The 13396-nt window shown below is 47.1% G+C and carries 7 protein-coding genes; 2 read left to right on the top strand and 5 right to left on the bottom strand.

What is annotated here, in order from left to right; all coding sequences use genetic code 11:
- Window positions 1-63 precede the first annotated feature (63 nt).
- A complete protein-coding gene (locus tag AAHF22_RS06370; RefSeq protein ID WP_347324157.1) occupies window positions 64-1506 on the bottom strand; it encodes an aminotransferase-like domain-containing protein in 1443 nt (480 codons plus the stop codon).
- Window positions 1507-1859: 353 nt separating this feature from the next.
- Here AAHF22_RS06370 and AAHF22_RS06375 point away from each other — a divergent pair, with 353 nt between their 5' ends.
- Together AAHF22_RS06375 and AAHF22_RS06380 are read left to right on the top strand one after the other, a co-directional pair.
- Entirely contained in the window at window positions 1860-2843 is a 984-nt protein-coding gene (locus AAHF22_RS06375) for a DMT family transporter (RefSeq protein ID WP_347324158.1), read from the top strand.
- Window positions 2844-2954: 111 nt separating this feature from the next.
- Entirely contained in the window at window positions 2955-4364 is a 1410-nt protein-coding gene (locus AAHF22_RS06380; protein WP_347324159.1) for a hypothetical protein, read from the top strand.
- A 592-nt stretch (window positions 4365-4956) separates the two neighbouring features.
- Here the strand turns inward: AAHF22_RS06380 and AAHF22_RS06385 are convergent.
- The 4 genes from AAHF22_RS06385 to AAHF22_RS06400 all read right to left on the bottom strand — a co-directional run bounded on the left by AAHF22_RS06385 (window position 4957) and on the right by AAHF22_RS06400 (window position 13140).
- The gene (locus AAHF22_RS06385) at window positions 4957-8694 is read right to left on the bottom strand and encodes a DUF5695 domain-containing protein (RefSeq protein WP_347324160.1); all 3738 of its coding nucleotides are present in this window, start codon (window positions 8692-8694) and stop codon (window positions 4957-4959) included.
- A 1217-nt stretch (window positions 8695-9911) separates the two neighbouring features.
- A complete protein-coding gene (locus tag AAHF22_RS06390; RefSeq protein WP_347324161.1) occupies window positions 9912-11081 on the bottom strand; it encodes a glycoside hydrolase family 88/105 protein in 1170 nt (389 codons plus the stop codon).
- 256 nt (window positions 11082-11337) lie between these two features.
- Window positions 11338-12189, bottom strand: coding sequence for a carbohydrate ABC transporter permease (locus tag AAHF22_RS06395; protein ID WP_347324641.1), 852 nt, complete (start codon window positions 12187-12189; stop codon window positions 11338-11340).
- A gap of 51 nt (window positions 12190-12240) precedes the next feature.
- Entirely contained in the window at window positions 12241-13140 is a 900-nt protein-coding gene (locus AAHF22_RS06400) for a carbohydrate ABC transporter permease (RefSeq protein WP_347324162.1), read from the bottom strand.
- Window positions 13141-13396 lie beyond the last annotated feature (256 nt).

Genomic DNA, 13396 nt, shown 5'->3' on the forward strand with positions numbered 1-13396 from the left:
TCGTAATTAAAATACACCTTTTGCACGTTGATGTCAAATTATACATATCGTTCACTGAGCATTCTATTCATTACCCTGATTGACCGTATTTGCCGCATCGCTGATCGGCTTTACATTTGCCGTGTTTGCCGCATCGCTTACGTGTGGCGATGCTGGTATTGCAATTAATCGTCTTACCTGTGCAGCTACGATCTGTAAAGTAGGTGCAATACGTTCCTCCTGCACATTGGACACATTAATACGAAGCCCATTCCAACGATACGGACTATCTTGCATAAAATAACGATCCAGCGAATCCGCTACGATATTCAGTTCCTGCAACCGCCGCAGCAGTGCCGACATCGGAAAATTATCCGGCAATGGCAGTACAGCATGCATCGCATCAATATGATACACCCGCGTAAACAATGAATCGCTAGCTGCCAGCTCACAAATCGTCGCATGCAGACGTTTGGTACGTCTCCGATAGGCTTCCAGCATCAATCTGCGGTACCGCGCGTACATGCCATTTTTAATATACATTTGCAGGGCGGCTTGAGATAGCACCGAGCTATCGATATCGAGCAGCTTTTTGTAACGAGAGAAGTTTGCAGTCAGACGATCGGGCAATACGGCTGCACCGATGCGCAGGCCGGGAAACAGCATTTTGGAATAGCTTTTCAAATAGATCACATGATCGGAACGGTCATACGCGTACAACGGATCGATGCCGGTATGCTGCTCCAGATCTGCCAGATAATCATCTTCCACCAGATATACATCATATCGTTCTGCCAGCACGACCAGCTTCTTCTTATCGACCGCTGCCAACGAATGTCCAAGCGGATTATGAAAGCGTGGCATAATATAGAAAAACTTAATTTCCCCTGTCTGAAACCATTCCTCAATCTGCTCCATATCCAATCCGCAGGACGTCCGTTCTATTTGCACTACAGGTACATGTAACGATTCTAACAGTTCAATTAGTAAATGATAGCCCGGCTGTTCAATCATAATACGCTGCTGTCCACCCGGAAAAGGCATCATCGTCAAAATCGATAACGCCTGTTGGACACCGGAAGTAATATACAGATTCGACGGACGCGCAAACACCTGCACTCGCTCTAACTGCTCTCGTACTTCATGCAGTAGCGCAGGCAAACCCTGTGCTGTACCATATGTGAACAGTTGATCCCGATATAACTTCATCGCCTGATTCAGACAGCCCTGAAAATCATCAAATGGGAACAGTTCTGCTGCTGGCGCTGCGGAAGCAATATCAACCTGCTCGCCTTCGATGATCGCAGGCGATGTCTGATGCTGAGCAGCTACATAATAGCCGCTACGATCCACTACATACACAACATGCTCACGGATCAGCTGTTCATAGGCGCGAATTACCGTTGCTGCACTACAGGAATATTGCTCGGCCATTTTACGAATCGATGGCAACCGTGCTCCTGCTGGGCGAATGCCCGATACAATCTGGCGTTGTAAGACTACCGCTAGCTGTTCATGCTTACTCATAGTTCGTTCCTCCCTTGAAATGGGCTTTTTACGGTGGGATAGCTATCCATTCATGTAGTACCTCCGGTCTATACGAAAGGACAGTTTGCTGTCGAATCGGTTCCATTGATGCCTATTATAATTCCTTCTTATCGTTAGTCGCTAGTTACAGTTTACAATCTGTACCGGTACAGTTTCAAAATAAAGCTATTGTTGCTCTCTTGATCTCGCCATATATTGAAAAAGAATCAACATCCGGCAAACCAATCACATTGTGCACATGTCGTTCTTTTGCCTACACAAACTAAATTATAGATACAACGGATGATCGCACATCACCATGCTCATCCGTAATGATGGAGGGATTTCACATAATGACAACCGAATCGTCAACAGGGCGGTCTGCGTTGAAGCAGACGCTACCTGCATCGGATACATCATCCAGTCGTTCTCGCGGTTGGGCATACGCTGCTGCACTAGCTTACGCGCTAATTATTGGCTTTTCCTTTTTGTTCGTCAAAATTACCGTTGTCGTTGCATTACCACTGGATGTGCTTGCGCATCGATTTCTGCTATCTGTACTGGTGATGGCGATTCCGGTAGCATTCGGCTGGATTCGCGTCTCGATCCGGTTCGCTGATCTCAAGCGAATTTTACCGCTGGCATTGTTATCGCCGGTGCTGTTTTTCAGCTTGCAAATCTTTGGCTTATTGCATGCTTCGTCCGCAGAGGCTGGCATCATTCAAGCGACCGTACCGATCTTCACGATGCTGCTTGCCGCTTATTTTCTAAAAGAACGGACACGGCTAGTGCAGAAGCTTTCCCTGCTGTTGTCTGTATCCGGCGTCATCCTCATTTTCGTACTCCAGGGTGGTGCGGGATGGTCGGCGGATCATCTGAGCGGAATGCTGCTGCTTATCGGCTCGGCGCTATCGTTTGCAGGGTATAGCGTGCTTGCACGTCCGTTGACATGTGTCTACAATCCGCTGGAACTTACCTGGGTCACAATGATTGTCGCGGCGGTGCTATTCAATATTGCTGCTGGCATCATGCATATCGGGCAGGGTGACATTAGCGGCTATATTAAACCACTGGCACAGCCGGATTACTGGTTATCACTGCTCTATCTAGGTGTGATGTCTTCACTGGGCACCACATTGTTGTCCAGCTATGCGCTATCGATGCTCAAAGCGACACAGATGAGTGTGTTCAGCAATTTTGCGACGATCACGTCCATGATTGCTGGAGCGGTCATTTTGCATGAACAGCTCATGTACTACCATGTGATCGGTGCGCTTCTGATCATCATCGGTGTACTTGGCACCAATTGGAATCGTCAACGTCGTCAGCTCAAGTGACTCAGACATCGCCTTCCTTTCTCCCTTCGTCCGAATAAGGTATAGTAGAGATAGATTTATGTTGCATACCTAAATAAATCGATAGATTCCCGATTCGGAAAGGAAGAAATTATGAAGCCATTTCATTCAGGCGGTCCTACTAGCCTATCACTTGCGCGTCTGCTTATCGTGCCACTATTGCTGTCAGGTGCTCTGTTGCCAGCAGGGGTTAATGCAGATGCAGCAACAGCTACAGCATCCGATATGCCACAATCGGCAGCAGCTCAGCTCGCAGCGGTTCAGCATGTAGATGCACAGCAATTAGCTTTGAGCATGGTAGCTACTGCCAATACGGGTACTACGGCTATTGCGCCTACAGCTACGGCTACGGCTACGGCTACGGCTACGGCTATAAAAGCTAATACGGTTAACACAACGAATGCAACGACTACAGGCGCATCAACCAGCAATTTACCTACGCAAACGACTGCTGCGCCGATTATAAATGCAAGTCCGCTTACACCAGAACAGCAACAGCTCTCTTTTCCCAAAGACTTTACGATTACACAGGATATTGTGAATCTGTCTCAAGATCGTTCACTGTTTGTGGATCGCTTCACCGGTGATGTGTACATGAACGATCTCAACACCGGTCGTAATCTGTGGTCACATCAATACGAGCATATCTACAGCTATCGGATGCTACCTACTAGCGGTAAGCTGGTGCTGATCATTCAGCACCAACAGCAGCTGCAAAAGCTAGTGCTTGGCTCAAAAGGCGAAACGCTATCTACGTTTGTATATCCTGCGGCGCTACTTGGCTCGTTGTCGGATAAACAACTATCGTCGTACCAAATCAGCTGGTCTGCGCCATTACAACAAGGTGAAAAGGAACGAGTCGCGATTCAGCAAAAGGATGAGGTACGCATCTATGAAGCGCCGTGGAAAAAGCCACTCCGCACATTCAAGCTCAAAGCCGTGCAAAACAATACCTCTGAAAATATCCACAGCACCCATATGGAATATCAATCCGATCGACTCGTTATCCAATATGCGGCAGGTAGTCTAATGCAGACCGATCAGGTGTTTGAGCTGTTGAATACGAGCAGCAAAACGTACCAGGGTCAGACCATCGAAATGCCGTGGAATCTGCAAAGCGACTTTCAACTGGAAAATGGTCAGGCGGTCATTTACAGCTACAACGATAATGAATTTGCACTAGGTATCCGTGGAGCAACCTCGTATCCCATCTATCGACGTTATGATGTAGCGACAGGGAAGCTGTTGATCGAGAAAACGCGTGTCTTTGCCGCTGAGCAACCACTCTGGACCACAGATTACAGCAACGGTCAGTTGCTGCTCATGGATGATCAGGAAAAGCGCATGTATTTATATGACAAGCACGGCAAGGAACTGTGGCAATTGCCACAACTATCCGATGAAATCAGACTGCGACTGATCAAGTATGAAAACAAGTTACTGTATGTGCTGATCGAAACGAAAGATCGTCAATTCAAGCTGGTTAAGCAGCCTTTAATTTAGCAGGCGTATCGATGTGTTAGCTGGTAGGGTAGGGCGATTGATTTAGGCGTGTAGGTACACTGTTTTTGCTGGGGCATCAACCACTCCGGTAAGGAATAAGGGGACGGACTCCCGTCTCGCACAGGAATCTATGGAGTAGGAGAAAATGTAGATTCCCGTGCTCAAAAGTCGCCCTTACCCCTTATTTCCTTCCCTCCGTTCTGTGCTGCTTGCAAGCACACGAGTTTACATACAAGCTGTAGTAGCCATTGATCATTTCAGTTCCTACATCCTTCTATTTCCCTTCTATTTTCACATCGAATCTTTCGCACTTTATGCACCGCGATTTAATATATTTCTGCTTCTGTGCATACATTAGAGACATTGAAACAGAGACATTAAAACGAAAATGAACATATCGATGCTACACTATGGCTCATTTAGCTATGATGCACATACAGTTACCCCTTGAATTTTCAGTAATATTACGCATGTAAATCGGTTCGTATACAGGCAGCGAATGGGAAGCAACCCCAATAGGGGAATCCATTCGCTGCTTTTTGCATCTATTTCATGAAACTATATACCATGTGGCTTGCTGGTAGATCAACAATCACTGCGATTTGCTGTCTGAATGAGCCAGAGCTGCGATTTTTCTGGCATTCAGAGCACGACTATAGATACGGAAATCGTCTAGTAAACCATGATATGGCGGATCATCGTACCTTGTTTTGCCCATATAATCTTTGGTCGTATGACCGAATGTGGCAGGGTCAACGGTAATATGATCATTACGTCCCACTTCTACACCATTTACGTACAGGATCGCTGTGGAACCCGATAGCGTCACCGCGACATGAGTCCATACGCCTGTTGGCATGACCGGTGCTTCGACGGTCTGCTCGCCATTGGACCCATTGTTCGTGATGGCGAACTGCATATGCCCTTCTACCTGAGGAGCAAGGTACAGATAGAGGAACTGATTCGGCCCGATATCGAATAGTGAGCTATAATCTTGCAACGATTCTGCCTTCGTCCATAGCGCCAGTGTCAGATCATGACTACCGCCGAGTACATCATTCGGTAATTGTACATAAGCGCCCTGTCCATTGAGCGATACAGCCCTGCCGTTCACACCGGTTGCCCATGCAGCTCCATTTTGTAGTAAGGCAGGCTGTTTGTTGCCATACGTACTGTTTGCAACGGTTCCGCTATCTTCATCAAAAGGATACGATGCGAGCAAGTTCGGTAATGTTGGCTCAGCATACACATGAACCGTCACTGTATCACTGCTGCTCAAACTACCATCGGTTGCCGTCAGACGGAATGTATAATCCCCATATGTGCTCGCTGTCACACTGGTCCGAGCCGCATCTGCATTGTAAAATTCAGCCTTGCCACCTGCCGGTGCAGCCACGACGCTCCAATGCGCACGTGGTGGGCCAGATGGTAGTCCATCATCTGTTACGGTACCGACCAGTGATACGGGTTCTCTTGCCACTCCACGTTGATCCGCTCCAGCATTAACTTGTGGAGCTTCATTGCTACCAGAGCGAATCGCTGACAGCTCAATCGTATAGTCGGCTTGTGTCGGTGCATAGACATTTAACGTCACTCGATCCGCAAATGCATTTAGCGTTCCAGCAGGCTGACCGTTTACTTTAACCCCATAAGCAGAACGCGCTAATCCACTGAAATTAATCGCTGTCGCATGTGCTTGAGATGGGAATGTATTCGTCATATGCAGATGTATTTCACGCTTATCTTTGCTAATCTCTGCCTGTCGATATTGATCACGTTGCAGCTCCATATTAAAGTTAAGCGGCAAAATATGCAGCTTCCCGTATACACCATCGGTTGGTGTAATCTGATATGTCGTACCCGTATCTTTCACATTCGCACCGTAACCGATCAGACCGAAGATCGGATCATCCGCCACATCGGCACTCAGTATACGCAATGCGCCGAATAGTCCTAGATCGGCTTCACCTGTCATGCTACGCCATCCGTTCATCAGTGGGATGTCGCGTCCGCCACCTGTACCGTTCGTGCCTTGATTGCCCTTTTCCGCTTGATACGTCCATGAAGCAGCACCGATATTGGCAGGATCGGTACTCATCTGTCCACTATTAATCGCCCCTACATTCGCCAGCTTGGATGCATACGCCAGACGAAGCTGCTCTGCTGCTTCAGCTGGCTGATCAGATACGAGATGATGACGAATCCAATCATCCATCGTATAGCCTGCCAGTGAAGTCGTGTATTGGAAATTAAACCAGTTATCCCCCGTATTCGTAACTGGATCGGCGTAATAGTACCAGACTGGCATCTGTCCACGGCTAGCCCTCGTCTTGGAATTGATCTCGCTCATCATACTCAGCGCCTTATCGGTATCCTGACCGGACTCCCATTTGGAACGAGCAAGTGTATACACCTCTTCTTCGCCTGTATTGTCATAGGAATATTCGGAACCATACGGATATTTGTTGCCTCTAAAATTAGCATATTTACGCTCCATCTTGTCTCGTACATCGTCTGCTTCTTTTACATAGCCTTCACGATCCAGGGCAGCGATTAACTCCGGTGTCGTCTGTCCACCCATCAAGCCTGTTGCCAGACTGTAATTGACCGGCCCATCGTAAAGTGTTTTCAAAATATGATACGCACGCAGCAGATACGTATTCGGATCATGCTTGTAGGCGATCAGACCCGGATAATCACGCGCAATCCTATACATATCAAAATACGTATTGTATACATGCGGATACGCATAACCGCGATCGGTCAGTGTCGCCCCTTCATCCGCGGTCAGGAAATTACGTACCAAATCATCATCATGATGATCTTTCATCACTTTATCCCAGATCACCGTTTCCAAATAATCATCCAGCGATTGCACCTGACGCGCTACCGGCTGCAATCGATTTTGCTCAGCCAGGAATAACCCATGTGTCAGTCCCCAATCATCTCCCCAACCCCAGCCCCACGGCTCCGGTGTATCAAATACATTGCCGTTAAAGGCATTGCGCTTCTGCTTCGTATGCATCATCCAGTCGTCATACACCTTATCACGCAGATCACCCGGCGCATTCCACTGCATCTGATCGACCATAAAGTTCGCATGTGTGGACAGCGCCTTATCGACTGGCTCTATACCGTAAAATTGCATTACCGTTCGCTTGCCATTGCCATACTGGATCGTGACATTTTGCGGTCCAATCCGTTCCAGACACCAGCGATACATATGATGGTCACCGGTCTTCGTTCGATCCAGCGCAATCGGTCGACCACGGTCATCGGTAACGCTACGAATCGGCTGACTGGTGCGCAGATCAAACTGAATCGGTTGATTCGTCGGTACAATCATACCTGGCACGACCGTCATATCGATCAATCCGTGCTCATACAGCGTCTGTTTCATCTGCTGCTCATCCTTCACCGCTGCAAAGGTAAATCCATACCGGCTGCTTGCCTGCGGATTCAGCGTCAGACTTGTATTTGGCAAGTAGCCTCGATTCGTCGAGCGAATCACTGCCGAATGCGGATAAAATACGTTCAGCCCTTTGATCCATTTGCCTTCATTAGCTGGATTCCATGCCCACTTGCTGCCCGGATGTTCTTCAATGCGCCAGCGATCCTGATACTCTAATCCTGCTCCGGTATCCGCATCCGGCATAAATAACAAATACGGTCCTAATCCGCTGGGACGACTGGCTGTAATATACGAGCTATGATTCGCCACAAAGGCATGCGTCACGACCCGTGTCTCATAAATTTCATCCCCATAATTCCATTGCTCGTTAAATGGCATCGGCAACCCGTAATCACCGATCTCCAGCTTTTTGCCGCTCGTATTATCAATGCCGATCGTCCAGCCTAACGAGCCGTCTGGCTTTATCGCATACGTCTCGGTCAGGCGAAAATCGCGGATGCCCTCGGCATGACTCGAATGCTCATAGGTGACCGTCACCTGCTGCCCACTCTGTTCGATTCGGCGCACATCATCAGATTGATTCGTGGACGCCTTACGCCATTCCCCCCCGTCCAGGCGATAGGTGAACAATAGCTCGCCCATCCACTGGTGATCATATGTATCCTGTTCGGGAGTGACCGTTTTATTCATCACATATTCGGTCGGGAACAGATCATTCGTTAGCTTGAGCGATGAAATTTCTCCATACTGCCCAATCTTCACCTGTAGCTGGCTGCCAGATAAAGATAATCCGGCATCCTTTGTGCCATCATCAGCGGCATACACAAAAGTCGGTAACTGCACGAGCAGTAACAACAACGTACAGCATAGAGCCAATCCTTTCTTTACTATCGTGCGCAAATATACATCATTCCCCATCACGTCATGCCTCCTCAACTGGTATATGTTTTGTATGATCTGTAACTCATCTGTAAACCCGTAAGTTGGATAAAAAGCGAAGCCAATAGTATGGCTATACTTTGGAGTACAAATTTGACCTACGAATGGACAAAAATCCACCTTCTATTACAAAACGTTACGTATTGCAAATCGCTTGTTAGGCGAATAATGAGCATGTTGCAGTTGTTGTTGCTGCATCGGTTATTCAATGCCTGGCTTGTGTATATATGGCGACATGCCCTGTCACTGCGCATGATGGACGACCTGCACTCCTTCGCTGAGTTCGTATTTCAATGCGTTAACACTTGTCATCAACAAGCATTTTGTTCATTCGCATTGGTTATAGCATCCATATCACAAAATGACAAGTCCTTATTTTAGGAATCAAAAAAGGGACTCTATTCCTGCTTTATCATTTTATGTAGTTGTATCATTATTATTGACGGCTGAGTCTGTTAGGTTGGTTCATTTTTCTACTGCTATGTCATGTAGCAATATGTGTGTGTTGTGTGTGTTTGGTAGCTTGTAACTTCTGTTATTGTGCTTGGATGTAATCTGTTACGTATCGCCTGCGAACTGGTACACAACTTGATATAGATGATAGGATGCTAAGTCATAGCTATACGATCGTCCCAGCCTAATTTTCCTGCCTAACGCCATGAGATGATCGGATACTAAGTCATAGCTATACCTGCTTACGTCGATCATCTTACCTGCCTAATTAAAACTCAAAGCCGATTCGTCCTAATAATGGACGGATCGGCTTTGATGGATGAACTTTGATGAATATACTTTGACGGATAAGCTTTATGAATGAACATTGTGGATGAACTTTATGCATGAATGTTATCGATGAGTTTGTAGTAGAATGTGGTAAATTTGCTGTAGCGATCGATGCCATATCGTTATCAAAACAACATAGGATCACTAAAGATACTTTCAGGATGGATGCTGCAATAACCAGTATCTTCAAACCTTCCACTTCAAACTATCAACCTCGTCATTTGATCGGTGCAAAGAATCCCGTTTTAAGTGAATAGCGTGCACGTACAGCAATCATCTAATCAACACAAACGGCATCAAACTTCCTAGTAAAACATGTTAAAGACATACCTTCGCTTATTTCGAATCTTTCAAATCTTTCGAATGTCTTTCGAATGTACAGTAGCGTTCAGTAGCGTATTCCAGCACTACACTCAATGTGTCTCTACGCCTGCTTCATCCGCAGCGCTGGCTTCAGACTCCGACACGCCATGACGCTCAGGCGTATGACTTGAAACTGATTCCGTACGAGACGAAGCTTCGATATCCTCTGGCGTCTTGCTGGTCATTTGCCCGTATACATCCTGACGCGTACGCAGAATTTGCGCTAGAAACGCGAGCGTTAAGCCCTGCCCCCAGCCCTGAATACGTTTTTCCGGTACCTGACGGTAGCCATCAATATCGTTCATTACGGCAGTGCCTGCCGATACGCCGGTTACGGTGCCATCTTCCTTGATCCGTGCCAGTATGCCATCAATCGCCTTTTGCGAATATTTGTTGTACAGTCGTCCTCTCATGAGCAGCGCCGTAGCAATACCCGCTGAACCAGACGTTTCCAGATAGGACGTCTCATCATCCAGCACCGTATGCCATAGCCCTTCCGGTGCTTGCAGGCGCACCAGTGTACTCAGCTGATCACGCAGCGAGCCATCGATCATCATATAAGAGGGATGCTGTACCGGTACATATTGCAATGCCTTCGACATCGTTAATGCTGCCCACGAATTGCCACGTGCCCAGTAGATCGAAGACATATGATTGCCCTGCACATTGTCCCAGCCGTGATAATACAGATTTGTATCCTCATCCTGTAGTAGCTGTTCATGCCCATGATACTGCCGCAATCCATCTTCAAAATAACGCTCATTACCGAGCAAATGCCCGATACGCAGTAAATAATATCCTGCCATAAACATCGTATCGACCCACGCCTGCTCTGGGAAAATATCGGTCTCCGAGTTCACCGTGTGCTGGAACACGCCTTCGGCAAAGCGCTCTGCTTTCGTATCGAGAAACTCTGCCATCTCTTTAGCGATCTGTAAATATTGCTCTTCACCTGTCGCTTCATACAGCGTGAGCAAACCGTGTCCGATCGACACGCCATTGACGGACAACGGCGGCAGTCCATCCGCAATATTTTCATCCACCCATTCGCGCAATTTGTCCAAATATTCGCGCTTGCCTGTCGCTTCATACGCTTCACAAACGCCGTAAAAAGCCACACCGCCGGGCCAATCCCAGTTAAAATCCATATTAAATGTGCGCTCTACAACGCGGTCGATGATTTGTTTGATATGTTGCTCGTCGAAATGCAATGCTGGCATGACGGTGAACCTCCTTAGTTTGGGAGAATTTGTGCAAAACTTCTTTGGGGAGCATGCTCTACTCCGGCAAGGAATAAGATAAGTCTTCCTTTCCCGTATTTTCTTTCTGAAGTGATGCATGCTCTACAGCCCACATTTATATCCATATACGATATGAGTACGGTTAAAATATGCGGTATGGACATCGATGAAACCTATTCCTAACACGACTTGATGAGTATAAGAGTATAACAATGAATTTTAATACTATACTTGTTCAGCCCTTAATCCCACTGCTACTAATCCCTTCAACGATATGCTTTTGGAACAGGAAGAATACCAAAATAACAGGCAGCAGGCTGACCATCGACATGGCGAACATACCGCCCCAGTTGGATGCAGATTCGCTGTCGAGGAACATTTTCAAACCCATCGAGACAGTATATTTATCCGGTGAATTAAGGTACAATACCGGGCCGAGCAGGTCTTCCCATCTCCAATAGAACGAGAAGATCGCTGCGGTGGCGAGCGATGCTTTGATCAGTGGCATAATGATTTGCAGGAATAATCTAAATTTGCCGCAGCCGTCGATGGTGGCAGCTTCGTCGAGTTCTTTGGGAATAGTACGAATGAATTGCACCATTAGGAAAATGAAAAACGGTGCGCCGAAAAATTGCGGTACCACGATCGGCCAGATCGTGTTCAGCCAGCCGAGCTTAGTGAAAATGATATATTGCGGCACCAGCACTACATCGTGCGGCAGCATCAATGTGACCATCATCACGCCAAACCAGAACGTGCGACCAACAAATTTAAGACGGGCAAAGCCAAAAGCAATCAGTGCGGATGAGATGACCACACCGAGTGTGGACAGCACAACGATAACAAGCGAGTTCCAAATATAATGTCCAAACGAATAGCCGCCAATGCCTTTCCAGCCGGTCACATAATTCGTCCAGATCCACTCTGCTGGCAGCAATGTGGTCGCTGTCGTAAAGATCGTGCGGCTTTCCTTGAATGAACTGAAAAACATCCAGATAATCGGGTACAACATCAGTAGCGCAAGTGCGCCAACAAGGATGTGATACAGAGGCCATTTGATGCGTCGCCAGAATGCTCCACGCTGCATACGCGTACTTGCAACGGTGCTATATTGCTGTGCTTTTGGTCCATCCATCGCTTAACGGCCTCCTTCCGATTCGTAGAACACCCAGAATTTCGAAGATTTGAACAAAATGAAAGTGAGTACGCCGATAAAGATTAGCATCACCCATGCCATCGCAGACGCATAACCCATATTGTTGAACATAAACGCCTGACGGAACAGGTACAACGAGTACAGCATCGTTCCATCGAGTGGGCCGCCTTCGCCTTTGGAAATGATGTAAGCTGGCACGAAAGTCATAAAAGCACTAATCGTCTGCATGATCAAATTGAACAAAATGATCGGACTGAGCAGTGGCAACGTAATGCTGAAAAACTTACGAATCGGATTCGCACCGTCTACACTGGATGCTTCGTACATTTCCCCAGAAATATTTTTCAAACCTGCGAGGAAAATGAGCATCGATGAACCAAACTGCCATACGGACAGCGTAATCAGCATCCCAAGTGCAGCGTTCGGATTGCCAAACCACTGCACAGGTGCAGCGCCGAGTGCAGTCAGCATCCCATTCACGATACCCTGCTCGCTAAAAATATTACGCCACATGATCGAGACTGCCACACTACCGCCGATGATCGAAGGCAAATAGTAAATGGTACGATATGTACCGATCATACGAGAAGCAGTATTCAGAATCATCGCCACAAATAGCGCAAAAGTTAGCCGTAATGGGACACCGATAAACACGTAATAAAGCGTCACTTTGACCGAATTCCAATATTTCGGATCATTCGTAAACATCTTCTCAAAGTTCGACCAGCCGACCCAGCGTGGCGGGCTAAACAGGTTGTAGCTCGTAAACGATAAATATAACGAAATGAACATCGGAATCAGCGTGAACGCCAGAAATCCGATAATGAACGGACTAATAAACGTATAGCCGGTCAAATTGGCTTTGAGCGAATGGTTTCGCATACGTTCATGCACCTCCCGTAATAGATCGTTTTAGTTTAAAATAACGCAGCCTGCTCCAACATCCGAGACTATGCGGCGGCTGGCACAAAAGGCTGCGTCGATGACGTGTTAAGATGGTTGTTGATGGTTGTTGTATTGTCGTTATCGTTGCTTCGTAAGCTGATGTGCTGGAGCAGACACCACGTTGGCACGAAATAAAGGAATGAATGTAGTGTAGATCAGGGCAGCTTTTAAAAATGAATATACGATAAAGATT

The organism is Paenibacillus wenxiniae (assembly GCF_039822605.1).
GTDB classification, from domain to species: domain Bacteria; phylum Bacillota; class Bacilli; order Paenibacillales; family Paenibacillaceae; genus Saccharibacillus; species Saccharibacillus wenxiniae.

Excerpts from the sequence above, each read along its gene's own strand:
- AAHF22_RS06390 (WP_347324161.1), bottom strand. The coding sequence starts at position 11,081 with ATGCCAGCATTGCATTTCGACGAGCAACATATCAAACAAATCATCGAC.
- AAHF22_RS06395 (WP_347324641.1), bottom strand. The coding sequence starts at position 12,189 with ATGCAGCGTGGAGCATTCTGGCGACGCATCAAATGGCCTCTGTATCAC.
- AAHF22_RS06400 (WP_347324162.1), bottom strand. The coding sequence starts at position 13,140 with ATGCGAAACCATTCGCTCAAAGCCAATTTGACCGGCTATACGTTTATT.
- AAHF22_RS06385 (WP_347324160.1), bottom strand. The coding sequence starts at position 8,694 with ATGGGGAATGATGTATATTTGCGCACGATAGTAAAGAAAGGATTGGCT.
- AAHF22_RS06370 (WP_347324157.1), bottom strand. The coding sequence starts at position 1,506 with ATGAGTAAGCATGAACAGCTAGCGGTAGTCTTACAACGCCAGATTGTA.
- AAHF22_RS06375 (WP_347324158.1), top strand. The coding sequence starts at position 1,860 with ATGACAACCGAATCGTCAACAGGGCGGTCTGCGTTGAAGCAGACGCTA.
- AAHF22_RS06380 (WP_347324159.1), top strand. The coding sequence starts at position 2,955 with ATGAAGCCATTTCATTCAGGCGGTCCTACTAGCCTATCACTTGCGCGT.